We start from the raw sequence: 18,176 nt of genomic DNA on the forward strand, positions 1-18,176 counted from the left end.
AAACCGTTATGACCCAGACTCTCCTGATCGAACTGCTGACCGAAGAACTGCCGCCCAAGGCCCTGTCGAAACTGGGCGCCGCCTTTGCTTCGGGCATCGTCAATGGCCTGAAGTCGCGCGACTTCCTCGAAGAAGACAGCGTCGCCACCGCATATGCCACGCCGCGCCGCCTGGCCGTTTCCATCACCCGCGTGCGCGACGTGTCGCCGGACAAATCGATCCGCGAAAAAGTGCTGCCGGTGACGGTGGCCCTCGATAAAGAAGGCAAGCCGACAGCGCCGCTGGCCAAGAAGCTGGCAGCGCTGGGCTTCCCCGACCTGCAGGTCGGCGACCTGGAACGCGCCCAGGACGGCAAGGCCGAATCGTTCTTCTACACGTACACCGCGCCCGGTTCGCAGCTGGTCACGGGCCTGCAGGCCGCGCTGGAAGACTCGGTGGCCAAGCTGCCGATCCCGAAGGTGATGAGCTACCAGCGCCCGGACGGCGCCACCGTGCAGTTCGTGCGCCCGGCGCACAGCGTGATCGCGCTGTTCGGCGACACCGTACTGCCCCTGACGCTGCTGGGCCTGACCGCATCGAACGTCACGCAAGGCCACCGCTTCCTGACGGCGCCGGGCCAGCGCGCGGTCACCGTGCCGCACGCCGACGCGTACGCCGACACGCTGATCGACAAGGCCAGGGTGATCCCCTCGTTCGAAGCGCGTAAAGAGCAGATCCGCCAGGAACTGCTGGCCAAGGCCGGCGACGACCAGGTGCTGATGCCCGAGGCGCTGCTGGAAGAAGTGGCATCGCTGGTCGAATGGCCGGTGGTCTACGAATGCCGCTTCGAGGATGAATTCCTGGCCGTGCCGCAGGAATGCCTGATCCTGACGATGCAGACCAACCAGAAATACTTCGCGCTGACCGACAGCAACGGCAAGCTGCGCTCGCGCTTCCTGATCGTCTCGAACATCGCCACCGATACGCCGCAGGCGATCGTCGGCGGCAACGAGCGCGTGGTGCGCCCGCGCCTGTCCGACGCCAAGTTCTTCTTCGAGCAGGACAAGAAGAAAACGCTGGAATCGCGACTGCCGCTGCTGAAGAACGTGGTCTACCACAACAAGCTGGGCACGCAGGCCGAGCGCAGCGACCGCGTCACGGCCCTCGCCACCGCCATTGCGAAACGCCTCGGTGCCGACGCTGCGCTGGCCGAACGCGGCGCGCGCCTGTCGAAGGCCGACCTGCTGACCGACATGGTCGGCGAGTTCCCCGAACTGCAAGGCATCATGGGCACCTACTACGCCCGGCATGACGGCGAGAACGAGGAAGTGGCGCTGGCCGCCTCCGAGCATTACCAGCCGCGCTTTGCCGGCGATGCGCTTCCGTCCACGCAGACCGGCACCGCCGTCGCGCTGGCGGACAAGCTCGAAACGCTGGTCGGCATCTGGGCCATCGGCCTGCAGCCGACCGGCGACAAGGACCCGTTCGCGCTGCGCCGCCATGCGCTGGGCGTGCTGCGCATGCTGATCGAGAAGCGCCTGCCGCTGGCGATCTCCGACATCCTGGCCGACGCGGTGGCGCAGTTTGCTTCCGTAGCGGGCTTCAAGGACCCGACGCCCGAGGTGACGGCGTTCTTCATGGACCGCCTGCGCGGCATCCTGCGCGAGCGCGGCTTCACCCCGAACGAGATCGAAGCCGTGGTGGCGCAGAACCCGGACCGCCTGGACGACATCGTGCAGCGCCTGGAAGCGGTGCAGGCCTTCGCCGCGCTGCCGGAAGCGGCCTCGCTGGCCGCCGCCAACAAGCGCATCACCAACATCCTCAAGAAGAACGAGGAAGCGCTGGCGCAGGCCGGCACGGTGAATCCGGCGCTGCTGCAGGACGTGGCCGAGAAGAACCTGGCAGCGGCCGTGACGCGCGTGCAGCCGGAAGTCGACGCGGCCTTCGCTGGCGGCGACTTCACCGGCACTTTGATGACGCTGGCCCAGCTGCGCGACGATGTCGACGCCTTCTTCAACGACGTGATGGTGATGGCCGAGGACATCGCGCTGCGCAACAACCGCCTGGCGCTGCTGTCGTCGCTGCACGGCATGATGAACCGCGTGGCGGACATCTCCAAGCTGGCCGCCTGAGGAAGCACGGATGCCGCAGCCGAAACTGATCATCCTGGACCGGGATGGCGTGATCAACCACGATTCGCCGGACTTCATCAAGTCCCCGGACGAGTGGATCCCCATTCCCGGTTCCCTGGAAGCGATCGCCCGCCTGAACCAGGCGAATTACCGCGTGGTGATCGCCTCGAACCAGTCCGGCATCGCGCGGCAGCTGTTCGACATCACCACGCTCAATGCGATCCACGCGAAGATGCACCGGCTGGCCCTGCAGGTGGGTGCCGATATCGATGCCGTGTTCTTCTGCCCCCACGCGGCCGCGGACAACTGCGATTGCCGCAAGCCGAAGCCGGGCATGTTCGCCGAGATCTCGAAGCGCTACCAGGTCAGCCTGAAGGGCGTGCCCACGGTGGGCGATTCGCTGCGCGACCTGCAGTCCGGCTTCATCAGCGGCTGCGTGCCGTTCCTGGTGCGCACGGGCAAAGGGGAAAAAACCGAGGCGACCGGCGGCCTGCCGCCCGGCACGCTGACGTTCCCGGACCTGGCGGCCACCGTGCAGCACATCCTGAAGACCCCCACGCCATAAAGGCTGGATCCTTCCTGAAACTATTGGAGTACCGCGTTGCGTAAAGCCGTCCTGTTCCTGCGTTCCCTCGTTTTCGCCATGGTGATGGCCATTGCCACCGTGATCTGGTCGTTCGTCTGCATGCTGGCGGCGCCGCTGCCTTACAACAAGCGCTACTACGTCACGTCGCGCTGGAACGTGTTCGTCGTGTGGCTGGCGAAAGTCGTTTGCGGCATCCATTACGAGTTCAAGGGCCACGAGAATTTCCCGGACAGCCCGGCCATCGTGCTGTCGAAGCACCAGTCGGCCTGGGAGACCATTTTCCTGCTGGCGAACCTGCCACGCCCGCTGGTCTTCGTGTTCAAGAAGGAGATCCTGTACATCCCGTTCTTCGGCTGGGGCATCGCGCTGCTGCGCATGATCCCGATCGACCGCAAGCAGGGCAAGAATGCGTTCCGGATGGTGGTTGCACATGGAAAGCGTCGCCTGAAAGACGGCCAATGGATTATCATGTTCCCGGAAGGCACCCGCATCCCGGTGGGCCAGGCGGGCAAGTACAAGAGCGGCGGCACGCGCCTCGCGATCGAGACCGGCGTACCGGTGATACCGATCGCGGTGAACTCCGGCGAGTGCTGGCCAAAGAATTCGTTTATCAAGTATCCCGGCAAGATCACGGTCTCGGTCGGCAAGCCGATTTCGTCGGAAGGGCAGACTCCCGACGGCATGATGGAACAGGTGGAACAGTGGATAGAATCAGAAATGCGCGTCATTTCGCCCCACGCCTACAGCGCTGGCTAGAAAGCCGTACCCAGGCCAGCGAAAAATGTGACGGCAATGGCGGCGGCGTTGGCAGTGGCGGCGGTGCCGCCGCCCAGGCCCATCCCGCCAAGGCCGACCTCCAGCTCGATCTGTTTTCCGCCGCCGCAGCGGCACCAGCCGAAGTTTCAGTTGAAGCCGTGCCAGTTGAAGCTGCGCCAGCTCAGGTGCCACCTCAGGCGCCGGCGCCATTCCCTCCCTTGCCTGTCCTGCCCTTCCCCATCCCGGCTCCGGCCACCGTCAACCTGCTGCGCCCACCGGTGCCGCTGCGCCGGCCGGATCCGTCGCCCGTGCTCCCGCCGGCCGATGGCATGGAACGCCGCCAGGTGCTGGTGGGCAGCTTCATCCTCGAATACATGCTGCGGCGTTCCACGCGCCGCTCGATCGGCTTCATGGTCGATGACGACGGCCTGCGCGTGACGGCGCCGAAGCGCTGCACGCTGGCCGATATCGAGAATGCCATCCGCGCCAAGCAGAACTGGATCCTGTCGAAACTCGACGACCGGCGCCAGCGCCGCGCCGCGCGGCTGGAGAAGCCGCCGGTGGAATGGAAAGATGGCGCGAAGCTGCCCTACCTTGGCGGCGAGATCACGCTGCGCCTGCATCACGCCATGCGCAACCGTACCGAGTTCGATCCGGACACCCGGGAACTGTCGCTGGGCCTGGTACAGGGCGCCACCGAGCTGCTGGTCAGGGAACGCGTGAAGAACTGGTACAAGCAGCAGGCCGAAGGCCTGTTCGCCCAGCGCCTGGACCTGTATGCGCCGCGCGTGGGCGTGCAATACGCGTCGATGTCGGTCTCGTCGGCCGATGCCCGCTGGGGCTCCTGCACCGTGGGCCGCGTGATCCGGCTGAACTGGAAGCTGATGTTCTTTTCGCTGCCGCTGATCGACTACGTGGTGGCGCACGAACTGGCGCACATCCACGAGATGAACCACAGCCCGCGTTTCTGGGCGCACGTGGGCCGCGTCTATCCGCAATACGAGGAAGCCAAGCAATTGCTGCGCCGCCGCTCCCAGGAGCTGCCGGTGCTGTTCCCGTAACGACCGGCGTCGTCTAGTCAGCCAGCGGCGGCAGCAGGTCGATGGTGCGGGCCGTGGCGCCCCGGTGCCGGTTGGCGAACGCCAGGCCGGCCTGGCCCATGGCGCTGCGGGCAGCGTCGTCGCACAGCAGCCGGGTTGCCTGCGCCATCAGGTCGGCGGCGTCGAGCACGCGCAGCGCGCCACCGGCGGCCACCGCGTCGTCGGTCACCTGCGCGAAATTGAAGGTGTGCTGGCCGATCAGCACCGGCCTGGCCAGCGCCGCCGCCTCGATCAGGTTCTGCCCGCCCAGTGGCGCCAGGCTGCCGCCGATGAAGGCCACGTCGCAGGTGGCGTAGTAGGCGAACATCTCCCCCATCGAATCGCCCAGCACCACACGGGTGGCGGCATCGACGCGCGCGCCCGGTTGCGCCAGCGCCGAACGCCGCTGCACGGCCAGCGCGCGCTCGCGCACCATCGCCTCGACGGCATCGAAGCGTTGCGGGTGGCGCGGCACCAGCAGCAGCAGCGTTCCTTCCGGCAGCGCGGCGGCCTGGAAGGCGTCGAGGATCGCTTCTTCCTCGCCTTCGCGCGTGCTGGCGCACAGCAGCACCGGGCGCCCGGTGCCGAACTGGTGTTTCAGTTGCGTGCCGGTGGCCAGCGCGGCCGGCGGCACCGCCACGTCGAACTTGATGCTGCCGGTGACGGCCACGTTGGCCACGCCCAGCGCGCGCACCCGCTGCGCATCGTCTTCCGTCTGCGCGGCCACCAGCGAGATGCCGCGCGCGGCGTCGCTCATCAGCCGGCCCAGCTTGCGCGCCTTGCGCAGCGAGCGCTCGGACAGGCGCGCGTTGGCCAGCACCACCGGCACATTGCGCCGGTTGCAGCCATGGATCAGGTTGGGCCACACTTCCGTTTCCATCAGGATGCAGACGCGCGGCTCGAAATGCGCGATGAAGCGCCGCACCAGGGCCGGCAGGTCATACGGCAGGTAGGATTGCACGACGCGCGCGCCGTGCTTGCCGAACAGGCTTTTTCCGGTGGCGCGGCCGGTCGGCGTCATGTGGGTGAGAACGACGCGGCCACGCGGGTAGCGCTTGAGCAGCGCTTCCACCAGCGGTTCCGCGGCGCGTGTCTCGCCCACCGATACCGCGTGCACCCAGATCGTCAGCGGCTCGTCGTTGGCGGCACGCCGGCCGTAGATGCCGAGGCGCTCGTTCCAGAATTGCCGGTAGCCGGGTTCGCGGCGCCCGCGCCACCACAGGCGCGCGAGCACCAGCGGCAGCGCCAGCCGCCAGGCCAGGGAATACAGCAGCCGGATCAAGCCATCCCCTTCACAGCAGGCTCTTGGCGGCCGCCGCCACTTCGGCCACGGTCGGCGGATTGCCCCGGTCGCCCAGGTTGATGATCTTCGGCGACCAGTTGCCTTCGGTTTTCCAGCGCGGCGAATCGCAGTAGATCTCGACCACCGGCCGGCTGAACGCGGCAGCGATGTGGGTCAGGCCCGTATCGACGCCGATGGCCAGCGCGGCGCGGCGCGCCAGCATCACCGCGTCCGCCATCGGCAGCTTCGGCAGCACGCGCGCATTCGGGATGGCGGCGGCCAGCGCTTCCGCCTCGGCCTTTTCCTTGGGCGAGCCCCACGGCAGCAGGATCGTCATCGGCGCCAGCTCGCGGCCCAGCGCGATCCAGTTGGCCGGGGCCCATTTCTTGGCATCGCGCGCGGTGCCATGGAAGTACACGGCATACGGTCCGGCGGGCATCCAGTCCGGCCGCGGCTCGCTGCCGGCCACCTCGGGCAGGCCGAAGTCGGCCGGCGTATCGACGGCATAGCCCAGCGCGGCCCCGGCCACCAGGCGGCCGCGCGCCACGGCGTGCGTGCGCGGATCGAGCGGGATGCTTTTCGTGTGGAAGATGCGGGAGATGCCTTCGTAGCCGGAGCCTTCGCTGCCGTTGGCCAGGCCCACCTTCTGCCCGCCCTTTACGACGCGGGCGGCGCCCATGATCACGCCGGTCTTCAGCAGGCCCTGCGTGTCGAACACGTAGTCGTACTCGACTTCGCGCACGCGGCGAAAGAATGCCCCGATCTCGGCGCGCACCGCCTTGTCGCGCAGGTTCTTGCGCCAGCGGCGCAGCGCGAACGGGATGACATGGCGGACTTCCCTGTTCAGCCGCACCAGGCTCACATAGCCCTCTTCCACCACCCAGTCGATGTTAGCGTCCGGGAAGTGGCGGCGGATGTCCGCCACGATGGGCATGTTGTGCAGCACGTCCCCCAGCGAGGAGACGCGCACCAGCAGGATGTTCATCGATGGGAGAGGCGGCTCAGAACGGTAACTGCGCGTCCGGCTTGGCGGTCAGGATCACGTCGCGGAACTGGCCCTGGATGCGCGCCAGCGCTTGCGGGGTTTCGGCCTCGAAGCGCAGCACGATCACCGGCGTGGTGTTCGAGGAACGCGCCAGGCCGAAGCCATCGGCATACTCGACGCGCAAGCCGTCGATGTCGATGATGCGTTCGTTGCCGGGGAATTTCGCATCCGCGCGCAGCTTGTCCATCAGCGCGAAGTTCTCGCCTTCCTTCAGGTGCAGGTGCAGTTCCGGCGTGCTGTCCGATTGCGGCAGCGCGTTCAGCAGCGCGGAAGGATCGGCTTCCTTCGTCAGGATTTCCAGCATGCGCGCACCGGCATACAGGCCGTCGTCGAACCCGTACCAGCGTTCCTTGAAGAAGATGTGGCCGCTCATCTCGCCGCCCAGCGGGGCGCCGGTTTCCTTCAGCTTGGCCTTGACCAGCGAGTGGCCGGTCTTGTACATCAGCGGCTTGCCGCCGGCCTTCTCGATATACGGCGCCAGGTGGCGCGTGCACTTCACGTCGTACAGGATCTGCTCGCCCGGCACGCGCGACAGCACGTCCGCCGCGAACAGCATCATCTGCCGGTCCGGATAAATGATCTGGCCATCCTTGGTGACGAGCCCCAGGCGGTCGCCGTCGCCATCGAAGGCCAGGCCGATCTCGGCATCGGTCTCGCGCAGGCAGCGGATCAGGTCCTGCAGGTTTTCGGGATGCGCCGGGTCCGGGTGGTGGTTCGGGAAATTGCCGTCCACCTCGCAGAACAGCTCGATCACTTCGCAGCCCATGCCGCGGTACAGGTCGCCCGCGAAGGCGCCGGCCACGCCGTTGCCGCAATCGACGGCGATCTTGATCGGCCGGGCCACTTTCACGTCGCCGATGATGCGTTCCAGGTAGGCGGCGCGGATGTCGTGCGTGCGGTAGCCGCCCGGCTGCGCGGCCGGCCGCAGTTCGCCCGAGGCGATGCGCTCGTGCAGGCCGGTGATCGCGTCGCCGTAGATCGCTTCGCCGGCCAGCACCATCTTGAAGCCGTTGTAGTCGGGCGGATTGTGGCTGCCGGTGACCATGATGCCCGACTTCGTGTCCAGCACATTGGTACCGAAGTACACCATCGGCGTGGCGACGACACCCAGGTCGATGACATCCACGCCCGCCGCCTGCAACCCTTCGGCCAGCGCGCCGGCCAGCGCCGGGCCGGACAGGCGCCCGTCGCGGCCGATCACGACCGCGCGCTCCCCCTTCGCCAGCGCGGCCGCGCCGAAGGCATGGCCGATCTGGCGGGCGATGCCCGCATCGAGGGTGTTATCGATGATGCCGCGGATATCGTAGGCTTTGAAGATGGATTTCGAGAGGGAGACCATGAATGTCGGAGCCCGGGCTGAGCGGGCAGCCGGCTTTATGAAATGAAAACAACCGGTATAGTAAGTGCGTTGGCAGCGTCAGGCAAGCCCGGCTTGCTGCCATGCACAAGCCAGTCAGGCAAGCCATGCCGAGCTTCGCGTTAGCTTCGCCTGGTTTGAATTTGCTTTTGACTCTGATGTGGTGCCTCGGGGCTTCGAGAAACCATAATGAGCAACATCAGAGGACGCTGGCTATGCCGTGGTTTTGGTTTGGCAGTGCTGCCTCGGGGCCTCGAGAAACCGTAATGAGCGACGTCAGACCTGGTTGAGGAACGGAGCTGTACTTTAGTACAGCCGGTCCGCCGCTGCGGAGTACCGCAGACCAGCGGCTGGCGTTGCGCAATAGGTTTATCGAGGTCCCTTCAACAAGCGTTGCGGGATAGGCTTATCGAGGTCCCATCAGATCTTGTCAGATCCTCAAATCATCGATTGATTTACCCGAATCCAGCCAGTCCTTTACCCATTTCGGCTGGCGGCCGCGGCCGGTCCATTGCTGGCCTGCGTCGCCCGGGTTGCGGAAACGCGCGGCAACGGTACCGCCTTTACCACGGGGATTGGCAGCGATCAGATCCTTCAGCGGCAAGCCGACGCGCTGGGCAATCGCAAAAATCTCATCCTTGGCCTTTTGCAGGTCATGCGATTCGCGTTTTTTCAACTCGCGCTTGACCTGTTCCTGCAGATTGCGCAAATCGGAGGCTGACAAATTCGACAGATCCATCGTCTATTCCTTTGTGAAAAATGATCGGGAAACGTGTTTCTGTGCGAAATATACACCAAGTTTGTATTTACTGGTTCTTTTTGTGGCGAATCATCCAACGCGGCGCTTTAAATCGGACGATCCGGACATATAACCAGACATAACTGATAATGAACAGCAGGCAGAATAGCATCAGCACACCGGTATAGCGCCAGAATACGGTGGCGGGTATTACCGCCATCAGCGAAAACATCCACAGGTAAGGCGATGTCAGCGAATTGCGGCGCATCAGCGCCCGCGCATCCTTGTGACCCACGGCCCATTGCACCACGCGGCGGAATATCAGGCTGTGCAGGTGAATACCGTCCGGCATGGCCGGCGACTTGCCGCGGATGAACATGCGGCGATACACGGAAAATAGTGTTTCAAATGCCGGATAGATCAGCAGCAGCGCTGCGTACCAGGTGGACACCTGCGGATTGCGCATCACCAGCAGCAGCGCCAGCTCGCCCAGCATGAAACCGATAAAGTAGGCGCCGCCATCGCCGAGGAATATCAGGCCGACCGGATAATTCCAGATCAGGAAGCCGGCGGTGGCACCGGCCACCATCAGCGCGGCCACCAGCACGAACATATCGTTGACCTGCAACGCCACATAGCCGAGCGACAGCAGCATGCATATCGTGACGACGCTGGCCAGGCCGTTAAAACCGTCGATGATATTCACGGCATTCGCGATACCGGCCACCGATAACACGGTCAGCGGCAGGGTCAGCCAGATATAGGGCAGCGGCCACACCGTATCGATCCAGTCGATACGGTCGATGCGGGCATCGAGCAGATAATAGCCGAGCAATGCGGCCACCATGGTCAGGAACAATCGGCGCGCAGCCGAAACACGCCCCGTGTAATCCTCGACGATGCCGCCGACAAATGCGCAGGCACTGCACGCCATCAGCGACAGCATCCAGGTCGTCAATGCCGGCACGCGCCAGACGGAAATGCAGGCCGACAGCGCGACGGCCAGGAAGATCGACAGTCCGCCGATCCGCGCCACATTGTGCGAGTGTACCTTTTGCACGCCATGGAAATCGGCATCCAGCGCAGGACCGTGCAGCCGCGCCTCCTTGATGACCAATAAGGTCAGCAGGGCTGAAGCGACAAAGCTTACAAGGAAAGAAAACATGTATCGTAAATCGGTCGTGTTCCGGCAATGCCGCACTGCAGCAACGGGCGTTATCTGCATGCCAACCAGCGATTGTACCGGATTAATAAACGGAAACTCGAAAATCGGGTCCAGGCTGGGGCATTTGCCGGGGCGGCGGGAAAGGCGCGGATTTTACCGCCGCGCAATGCGTTGCCCCAAATCAATTACCATTGGAAACAACTTGGCAAGGCAGCGCGGTGCGGCGGTGGCGAAGGTCAGCCCAGGCACAGGCGCAGCGCTTCGCGCCACCCGGGCAATAGCACGAAGCGTTCTTGCAGGCGGCTGGTGTCGAGCGCGGAAAACTGCGGCCGGGGAGCCGGCAGCGGATACTGGTCGGTGGTGATCGGCACCAGCCGGCACGCAATGCCGGCCTCTTCCAGGATGGCTTGCGTAAAGCCGCACCAGGTGGTGCGGCCCTGGCTGGCGAGGTGGTACAGCCCGCCGTTCGCGTCCCACCAGGGCTGGCCGCCGGCGCGCGCCTGGGCCAGGATCAGCGCCGTGGTATCGGCGATGGTGCGGCTCCACGTGGGCGCGCCATGCTGGTCGTCGACGATGCGCAATTCCTCGCGCTCCTTCGCCAGGCGCAGCACCGTCAGCAGGAAGTTCTTGCCGCGCATGCCGTACACCCAGCTGGTGCGGAAGATCAGGTGCGGCACGCCCGATGCGGCGATGGCCCGTTCACCTTCCAGCTTGCTGGCGCCATATACGTTCAGCGGGCCGGCCGGATCGTCTTCGCGCCGTGGCTGCGCTTCGTGGCCGGAAAATACGTAGTCGGTCGAGTAATGCACCAGCGCCGCGCCCAAGGCCTTCGCTTCGGCCGCCATCACGGCCGGCGCCTCGGCATTGATGCGGTACGCCAGTTCCGTGTCGCTTTCAGCCTTGTCCACCGCCGTATAGGCGGCCGGGTTGACGATCAGCTGCGGCCGCACGGCGCGGATCACGCCGCGCACCTGGTCCAGGTCGGCCAGGTCCATGCGGGTGCGGTCGACCGCGACCACTTCGCCCAGCCCCTGCAGGCTGCGTTCGAGCTCGTAGCCGACCTGGCCGGTACTCCCGGTGAGAAGTATTTTCATGGGCGGATTTTCATGCGAGGGTTTTCATGCGAGGGTTTTCATGCGCTGACTTTATTCGAATACATCCGCTTCGGCCAGCGGCAAGCCTTTCTGGTCCTTCGCCGACAGCAGCGGCATGCCATCGACCGGCCACTCGATGCCGATGGCCGGATCGTTCCACAGCAGCGAGCGCTCGTGCGCCGGCGCATAGTAATCGGTGGTCTTGTACAGGAACTCGGCGAATTCGCTGGTGACGGCGAAGCCATGCGCGAAGCCCGGTGGAATCCAGAACTGGCGCTTGTTCTCGGCCGACAGTTCCAGGCCATGCCAGCGGCCGAACGTGGGCGAACTCTTGCGCAGGTCGACCGCCACGTCGAACACGCTGCCGGCCGTCACGCGCACCAGCTTGCCCTGCGCCTGCTGGATCTGATAGTGCAGGCCGCGCAGCACGCCGCGCGCCGAGCGTGAGTGGTTATCCTGCACGAAGGGCAATTGCACGCCGGTCAGCTCGGCGAAGCGCTGGGCATTGAAACTCTCGTAGAAAAAGCCCCGCTCGTCACCGAACACGGCAGGCTCGATGACCAGCAGGCCTTCGATCGGGGTAGGTATCACTTTCATCGCGGGATCACCTTGTCCTGCAGGATCTGTAGCAGATATTGGCCGTAGCCGTTTTTCTTCAGCGGCTCGGCGAGGCGGCGCAGTTGGCCGGCATCGATATAGCCCTTGCGGTAGGCGATTTCTTCCGGACAGGCCACCTTCAGGCCCTGCCGCTTCTCGATCGTGGCGATGAACTGGGAAGCGTCGAGCAGCGAGTCGTGCGTGCCCGTGTCAAGCCATGCCATGCCGCGGCCCATCAGTTCCACGCGCAGGTGGCCCTGGTCCAGGTACGCCTTGTTCACGTCGGTGATCTCCAGCTCGCCGCGGGCCGATGGCTCGATCGCGGCGGCGATGTCGCACACCCGGTTGTCGTAGAAATACAGGCCGGTTACCGCGTAGTTCGACTTCGGCACCGCCGGCTTTTCCTCGATGCTGACGGCCTGCCGGTTGGCGTCGAACTCGACGACACCGTAGCGTTCCGGATCATGCACGTGGTAGGCGAACACGGTCGCCCCGTCCGGCTGGCTGGCGGCGCTGCGCAGCAGCGCGTCGAGATCGTTGCCGTAGTAGATGTTATCGCCCAGGATCAGCGCCGAGGGCGCGTCGCCGACGAACTCGCGGCCGATGATGAAGGCCTGCGCCAGGCCGTCCGGCGACGGCTGCACCGCGTAGGACAGCTGCAGGCCCCACTGGCTGCCATCGCCCAGCAGGTCGCGAAAGCGCGGCGTATCCTGCGGCGTCGAAATGATCAGGATCTCCCGCATCCCGGCCAGCATCAGCGTGGTCAGGGGGTGGTAGATCATCGGCTTGTCGTAGATCGGCAGCAGCTGCTTCGACACGCTGGTGGTCACCGGGTACAGCCGGGTGCCGGAACCGCCGGCCAGGATGATGCCCTTGCGCTGCCTGATCGGATCGATCTGCCTGGAATCCGTCTCCTTGGGCGTATCGGCCTGCCTGCTGGTGTCGACGCTCATGGTGCGCTGCTCCCCTGCGCTTCGCGGTTGAAGTAATTGGTCTCGAGCCACTTGGCATAGGCGCCGGACTGCACGTCCGCCACCCAGTCCGGGTGGTCCAGGTACCACTGGACGGTCTTGCGGATCCCGGTCGCGAACGTCTCGGCGGGCTTCCAGCCCAGCTCCCGTTCCAGCTTGCGGGCATCGATCGCGTAGCGGCGGTCGTGGCCCGGGCGGTCCGCCACGTAGGCGATCTGCGCGCGGTAGCTGGTGCCGTCGGACTTCGGCTTCAGGCTGTCGAGGATGTCGCACAGCGTATGCACCACATCCAGGTTGGCCATCTCGTTCCAGCCGCCCACGTTGTACACTTCGCCCAGTTTGCCGTCGGCCAGCACGCGGCGGATCGCCGCGCAATGGTCGGACACGTACAGCCAGTCGCGGACCTGCTGGCCATCGCCATACACGGGCAGCGGCTTGCCGGCCTGCGCGTTGGCGATCATCAGGGGGATCAGCTTCTCGGGGAAGTGGTAAGGGCCGTAGTTGTTCGAGCAGTTCGTCGTCAGCGTCGGGAAACCGTAGGTGTGGTGATACGAACGCACCAGGTGGTCGGACGCCGCCTTCGACGCCGAGTACGGGCTGTTCGGCGCATAGGCGGTGGTTTCGGAAAACGGGGGATCCTGCGGGCCCAGGGTGCCGTACACCTCGTCGGTGGAAACGTGCAGGAAGCGGAACGCGGTCTTCTCCGCTTCGGGCAGGCCGCTCCAGTAGGCGCGTGCCGCTTCCAGCAGCGCGAACGTGCCGTTGATGTTGGTCTGGATGAATTCCGCCGGTCCATGGATCGACCGGTCGACGTGGCTCTCGGCCGCGAAGTGCACGATGGCGCGCGGCTGGTGGTCGCGCAGCAGTGCCAGCACCTGCTCGCCGTCGCAGATATCGCCGCGCACGAACACGTGGCGCGCGTCATCTTTCAGGGATGCCAGGTTGCTCAGGTTGCCGGCATACGTCAGCTTGTCGAAGTTGAGCACCGGCTCATCCGATTGCGCAAGCCAGTCCAGCACGAAGTTCGAGCCGATGAACCCGGCCCCGCCTGTGACGAAAATCATTTAGTATCCCTGTCGAGAAGATTATTTTTTGATAAGGCCGATTGTAATGGCAAAGGGCTCCGCTGCCTAAGAATTACAGCTACCCCATGACAGCTGCTCCATGACAGCTGCTCGATGACAGCGGCCCATGACAGCGGCCCCATTACAGCGGTCTGGCAATGGAGTGCAAGGCAGTATGAGGACTTATGCGATCGGCGACCTGCAAGGGTGTCACGCCGAAACTGTTGCGCTGGTCGAGCGTATCCTGGAGCGCGAGCGCGGCAATGATCCGCCGGCGATCCTGTTCTGTGGTGACCTGATCAACCGCGGCCCCGATTCGCTGTCGACCCTGCGCTACGTGCAGGCGCTGGCGCAGGGCAGCGGCGGGCGCATCGATGCCGTGCTGGGCAACCATGACCTGCACCTGCTGGCCGTCGCCAACGGCATCCGGCCGGAATCGGGCTCCGACACGCTCGATACCATCCTCGCCGCGCCGGACCGCGAAGCGCTGCTGCACTGGCTGCGCGAACGCCCGCTGGCGCTGTTCACGAAGCATCACCTGCTGGTACACGGCGGCGTGCTGCCGCAATGGTGCGCGGCGCAAACGATCGCGCTGGCCGGCGAAGTGGCGGCGGCGCTGCGCAGCGCGGAGTGGACCGGCTTCCTGGCCGACATGTACGGCAACCAGCCGGACCGCTGGGACGACGACCTGCGCGGCACGGCGCGGCTGCGCTGCATCGTCAACGCGCTGACGCGCATGCGCTTCTGCAGCGCCGAAGGCGAGATGGATTTCAAGCTGAAGGAAAGTGCCACCGTCGATCCCGCCACCGGACTGATGCCGTGGTTCGAGGTGCCGGGCCGGCGCACGCGGGACGTGACCGTGGTATTCGGCCACTGGTCGGCGCTGGGCCTGCGCATCACGCCGGACTACATCGCGCTCGACAGCGGCTGCGTGTGGGGCGGCCAGCTGTCGGCCGTGTGCCTCGACGACCGGGAACTGCTGCAGGTGCCGTGCCCCGAATTCCAGCGTGCCAAGGGCAAGGCTCAAGACCGGTAGCCAGGCAGGGCGAGCCACACGCATGGAAAGCGGAGCCTCGCTTGATGCCGTCAAGTCAAGCGTCATCCGGCACATTGAAAACGCATGCATTCACCCCAACAGCGAAGGGCTGGGGTCAGACCCGCCGGGTCTGACCCCGGAACTTGCCCTTGGGGTGGCTTTACCTAACGGCACCAGAACCTGTCACCGGTTTTCAGGTCTGCCAATCGGAACCCGTCAGCGGTTTTTTTGCATCCTCGCCGGAGTCTTCGCCGGCATCGGGCGCGGGTTCCTCGCCTGGCGGGGCGGGAATCTTCAGCGCCTCGCGGATCGCCTGGTAGGAGCGCTCGGCCAGGTCGCGCCGGCCCACGCCCTCGCTCTTCATCGAACGCAGAATCGTGACGCGGGCGTGGATCGCCTTGCCGGACAGGATCGCCAGCACGCTCTGCACGAAGGTCATGTCGCCGATGAATTCCACCGAGGGATGCGGCTGGCGCTGGTGGTCGATATAGCGGATCGCGTAGGGCTGCACGCGCGCCCCGGCATCGACCGCCGCCTCGAACAGGTTGGCATGGAACGGCAGCAGCGTGCCTTGCGGCGCCGTGGTCCCTTCCGGGAAGAAGGCCACGCGCTCGCCCCGTTTCAGCGCATTGACCAGCCCTTCGAAGGCGCGGCGCAGGTCGCGCCGGTTGCCGCGCGCGATGAACACGGTGCCGGCCTGCTCGACCAGCCAGCCGGCCAGCGGCCAGGCGCGGATCTCGGCTTTTGCCACGAAGCGGCAGGGATACAGGGCGTTGAGCACGAAGATGTCCAGCCACGACACGTGATTGGCCACCACCAGTGCCTGGGCACGCGGTGGCGCGCTGCCCGCCGTGATCTGCACATGCACGTTGCAGATGCCCAGCAGGTGGCGCGACCAGCGGCGGATGTGGATCTCGCGCGCCTCGCGGTCGATCCACGGGAAGAACAGCGCGCAGATCGCCATCCCCGACAGCAGATGGAACACGAGCCGCGCGATGCGCAGGGCGAGAATCATCGACTCAGGCGGCTTTCCGTTCGTAGGCGACCTGGCCGGCCACGATCGTGGCCTTCACCTGGCCCGGCATTTCATAGCCGAGGAACGGCGTGTGCTTGCCCTGGCTGGCCAGCGCGGCGCCTTCGACCAGCCAGCGTTCGGCCGGATCGAACAGCACCACGTCGGCCGCGGCGCCCACGCGCAGGTGGCCCGCATCCAGCCCCGCCACGCGCGCCGGGTCGGATGTGACCCGCTGCAAGGCCTTGAACAGGTGGTTGTTGCCGCCCAGCGTTTCGCTCCACTTCAGGGCCAGCGACAGCAGCAGTTCCAGGCCGGTGGCGCCCGGCGACGCCTCGGCGAACGGCAGCAGCTTTTCATCGTCGTCGACCGGCGTGTGGTCCGAGCAGATCGCGTCGATGGTGCCATCGGCGAGCGCCGCGCGGATCGCATCGCGGTCGCGCTGCGAGCGCAGCGGCGGCGTCAGGCGCGCGTTCGGGTCGAAGAAGTTGATGTCGGCATCGGTCAGGTGCACGTGGTGTGCGCCCACGTCGCAGGTGACCGGCAAGCCTTCGGCCTTGGCCGCGCGCACCAGTTCGAGGCCGGCGGCGGACGACAGGCGGCACAGGTGCACCCTGGCGCCGGTGGAGCGCACCAATTCGAAGATCGTGTGCAGCGCGATGGTTTCCGCCATTACCGGCACGCCGGACAGGCCCATGCGCGAAGCCAGCGGCCCGCTGTGCGCCACGCCGCCCTTGCCGATGTAGGCATCCTGCGGGCGCAGCCATACCGTATAGCCGAACGTCTTCGCGTATTGCAGCGCGCGCAGCAGCACATTGGTATCCGTGACCGGCATTTCGGCCTGCGCGAAGCCGATGCAGCCAGCTTCGGTCAGTTCGGCCATTTCCGTCAGCGCCTCGCCTTTCAGGCCCATCGTCAGCGCACCGAGCGGATGCACGTGGGCGCCGTTGCGGCCGCGCGCGCGGTGCTTCAGCATTTCCACCAGGCCCGGCTCATCGAGCACGGGGTCGGTATCGGGCGGGCACACCAGGCTCGTTACCCCGCCCTGCAGGGCGGCCTGCATTTCCGATTCCAGCGTGGCCTTGTATTCGTAGCCCGGTTCGCGCAGGCGCGCCGCCAGGTCGACCAGGCCGGGCGCCACCACCAGGCCGCTCGCATCGAGCGTGCGCGCCGCCGTGAAGCCTGCCGGCGCCGCACCCAGCGCGGCTACCTTGCCATCGACGATGTACAGGTCCTGCACCGCGTCGACGCCGTTGGCCGGGTCGATCACGCGGCCGTTCTTGATATGAAGATTGCTCATCCTGATGCTTATCCTTGAGTCCCTGCGACAATGCTCATCACGGCCATCCGCACCGCGATCCCGAACGTGACCTGCGGCAGGATCACCGCCTGCGGGCCATCCGCCACCGCCGAGTCGATTTCCACGCCGCGGTTCATCGGGCCCGGGTGCATCACGATCGCCTCGGGCGCGGCCAGGGCCAGGCGCTCCGGCGTCAGGCCGTAGCTCTTGAAGTATTCCTGCGCCGACGGCAGCAGCGCGCCGCTCATCCGTTCATTCTGCAGGCGCAGCATGATGATCACGTCGACGTCCTTCAGGCCTTCGTCCATGTTGGTGAAGGTGCGCACGCCCAGCTGTTCCAGGCCGCCCGGCAGCAGCGTGTGCGGGCCGATCGCGCGGATCTCCGGCACGCCCAGCGTGGTCAGCGCGTGGATGTCCGAACGGGCCACGCGGCTGTGCAGGATATCGCCGACGATCGCCACGCGCAGGTTGGTGAAGTCCTTCTTGTAGTGCCGGATGGTGTACATGTCCAGCAGGCCCTGCGTGGGATGCGCGTGGCGGCCGTCGCCCGCGTTCACCACGTGCACGTGGTTCTGCTTCGTGTCCTGCAGGTGCTTGGCGATCAGGTACGGCGCGCCGGACTGCGAATGGCGCACCACGAACATGTCGGCATGCATCGCGGCCAGGTTGTCGATGGTATCGAGCAGCGATTCGCCCTTGCTGGCCGACGATGCGGAGATGTTCAGGTTGATCACGTCCGCCGACAGGCGTTTCGAGGCGATCTCGAACGTGGTGCGGGTGCGCGTGGAATTCTCGAAGAACAGGTTGAACACGCTCTTGCCGCGCAACAGCGGCACTTTCTTCACTTCGCGGTCGGACACGCTGACGAAGGAACTGGCGGTATCGAGGATCTGGTTGATGATGGCCTTCGGCAGGCCTTCGGTGGACAGCAGGTGCTGCAGTTCACCGTGTTTGTTCAGTTGCGGATTGAGCATTTTTTGTT

17 protein-coding genes are annotated in these 18,176 nt (G+C 65.6%); 5 read left to right on the plus strand and 12 right to left on the minus strand.

Going from position 1 to position 18,176, the window contains the following annotated elements:
* Positions 1–8: 8 nt before the first annotated feature.
* The 4 genes from glyS (at position 9) to OU994_RS28715 (ending at position 4,514) form a co-directional block, all read left to right on the plus strand.
* Positions 9–2,111 carry a glycine--tRNA ligase subunit beta gene (gene glyS / locus OU994_RS28700; protein ID WP_281608676.1) on the plus strand — a complete coding sequence of 701 codons (2,103 nt, stop codon included), beginning with the start codon at positions 9–11 and terminating at the stop codon, positions 2,109–2,111.
* Positions 2,112–2,121: 10 nt separating this feature from the next.
* Entirely contained in the window at positions 2,122–2,676 is a 555-nt protein-coding gene (gene gmhB / locus OU994_RS28705) for a D-glycero-beta-D-manno-heptose 1,7-bisphosphate 7-phosphatase (protein WP_131143968.1), read from the plus strand.
* 36 nt (positions 2,677–2,712) lie between these two features.
* Complete coding sequence (locus OU994_RS28710; protein ID WP_281608677.1) at positions 2,713–3,453, plus strand: 1-acyl-sn-glycerol-3-phosphate acyltransferase; 741 nt, start codon at positions 2,713–2,715, stop codon at positions 3,451–3,453.
* 218 nt (positions 3,454–3,671) lie between these two features.
* Positions 3,672–4,514 carry a M48 family metallopeptidase gene (locus OU994_RS28715; RefSeq protein WP_281608678.1) on the plus strand — a complete coding sequence of 281 codons (843 nt, stop codon included), beginning with the start codon at positions 3,672–3,674 and terminating at the stop codon, positions 4,512–4,514.
* 13 nt (positions 4,515–4,527) lie between these two features.
* Here the strand turns inward: OU994_RS28715 and waaA are convergent, their stop codons facing one another.
* From waaA to rfbB, 9 genes are all read right to left on the minus strand, one after another.
* The gene (waaA, locus tag OU994_RS28720) at positions 4,528–5,811 is read right to left on the minus strand and encodes a lipid IV(A) 3-deoxy-D-manno-octulosonic acid transferase (RefSeq protein ID WP_281611745.1); all 1,284 of its coding nucleotides are present in this window, start codon (positions 5,809–5,811) and stop codon (positions 4,528–4,530) included.
* 13 nt (positions 5,812–5,824) lie between these two features.
* The gene (gene waaC, locus OU994_RS28725) at positions 5,825–6,799 is read right to left on the minus strand and encodes a lipopolysaccharide heptosyltransferase I (protein ID WP_281608679.1); all 975 of its coding nucleotides are present in this window, start codon (positions 6,797–6,799) and stop codon (positions 5,825–5,827) included.
* A gap of 16 nt (positions 6,800–6,815) precedes the next feature.
* Positions 6,816–8,198: a phosphomannomutase/phosphoglucomutase gene (locus OU994_RS28730; protein WP_281608680.1), complete on the minus strand. Its 1,383-nt coding sequence runs from the start codon at positions 8,196–8,198 to the stop codon at positions 6,816–6,818.
* Positions 8,199–8,646: 448 nt separating this feature from the next.
* Complete coding sequence (locus OU994_RS28735) at positions 8,647–8,955, minus strand: H-NS family nucleoid-associated regulatory protein (protein WP_131143964.1); 309 nt, start codon at positions 8,953–8,955, stop codon at positions 8,647–8,649.
* 67 nt (positions 8,956–9,022) lie between these two features.
* Positions 9,023–10,120 carry a glycosyltransferase family 4 protein gene (locus OU994_RS28740; protein ID WP_281608681.1) on the minus strand — a complete coding sequence of 366 codons (1,098 nt, stop codon included), beginning with the start codon at positions 10,118–10,120 and terminating at the stop codon, positions 9,023–9,025.
* Positions 10,121–10,356: 236 nt separating this feature from the next.
* Positions 10,357–11,214, minus strand: a complete 858-nt coding sequence (rfbD, locus tag OU994_RS28745) for a dTDP-4-dehydrorhamnose reductase (protein WP_281608682.1) — start codon at positions 11,212–11,214, stop codon at positions 10,357–10,359.
* A 51-nt stretch (positions 11,215–11,265) separates the two neighbouring features.
* On the minus strand, positions 11,266–11,811 hold the full coding sequence (gene rfbC / locus OU994_RS28750; protein WP_131143961.1) for a dTDP-4-dehydrorhamnose 3,5-epimerase: 546 nt from the start codon (positions 11,809–11,811) through the stop codon (positions 11,266–11,268).
* On the minus strand, positions 11,808–12,764 hold the full coding sequence (rfbA, locus tag OU994_RS28755; protein ID WP_281608683.1) for a glucose-1-phosphate thymidylyltransferase RfbA: 957 nt from the start codon (positions 12,762–12,764) through the stop codon (positions 11,808–11,810). Before rfbA ends, rfbC begins: the two co-directional genes overlap by 4 nt.
* A complete protein-coding gene (gene rfbB / locus OU994_RS28760; RefSeq protein ID WP_281608684.1) occupies positions 12,761–13,846 on the minus strand; it encodes a dTDP-glucose 4,6-dehydratase in 1,086 nt (361 codons plus the stop codon). Before rfbB ends, rfbA begins: the two co-directional genes overlap by 4 nt.
* Before the next feature lie 175 nt (positions 13,847–14,021).
* Between rfbB and OU994_RS28765 the strand changes: the two genes are divergently transcribed.
* Positions 14,022–14,882 (plus strand): symmetrical bis(5'-nucleosyl)-tetraphosphatase, encoded by an 861-nt coding sequence (locus OU994_RS28765; RefSeq protein WP_281608685.1) that lies wholly within the window; start codon positions 14,022–14,024, stop codon positions 14,880–14,882.
* Positions 14,883–15,075: 193 nt separating this feature from the next.
* On the opposite strand, the gene OU994_RS28770 is transcribed toward OU994_RS28765, so the two are convergent.
* Genes OU994_RS28770 through OU994_RS28780 form a run of 3 tightly spaced genes read right to left on the minus strand, consistent with a single transcriptional unit; the run spans position 15,076 to position 18,168 of the window.
* Positions 15,076–15,897 (minus strand): 1-acyl-sn-glycerol-3-phosphate acyltransferase, encoded by an 822-nt coding sequence (locus OU994_RS28770; RefSeq protein ID WP_281608686.1) that lies wholly within the window; start codon positions 15,895–15,897, stop codon positions 15,076–15,078.
* Positions 15,898–15,901: 4 nt separating this feature from the next.
* On the minus strand, positions 15,902–17,194 hold the full coding sequence (locus OU994_RS28775; RefSeq protein WP_131143956.1) for a dihydroorotase: 1,293 nt from the start codon (positions 17,192–17,194) through the stop codon (positions 15,902–15,904).
* An 8-nt stretch (positions 17,195–17,202) separates the two neighbouring features.
* Positions 17,203–18,168, minus strand: coding sequence for an aspartate carbamoyltransferase catalytic subunit (locus tag OU994_RS28780; protein ID WP_131143955.1), 966 nt, complete (start codon positions 18,166–18,168; stop codon positions 17,203–17,205).
* Positions 18,169–18,176 lie beyond the last annotated feature (8 nt).

This window comes from Pseudoduganella sp. SL102 (genome assembly GCF_027856995.1).
Lineage (GTDB): Bacteria > Pseudomonadota > Gammaproteobacteria > Burkholderiales > Burkholderiaceae_D > Rugamonas > Rugamonas albidiflava.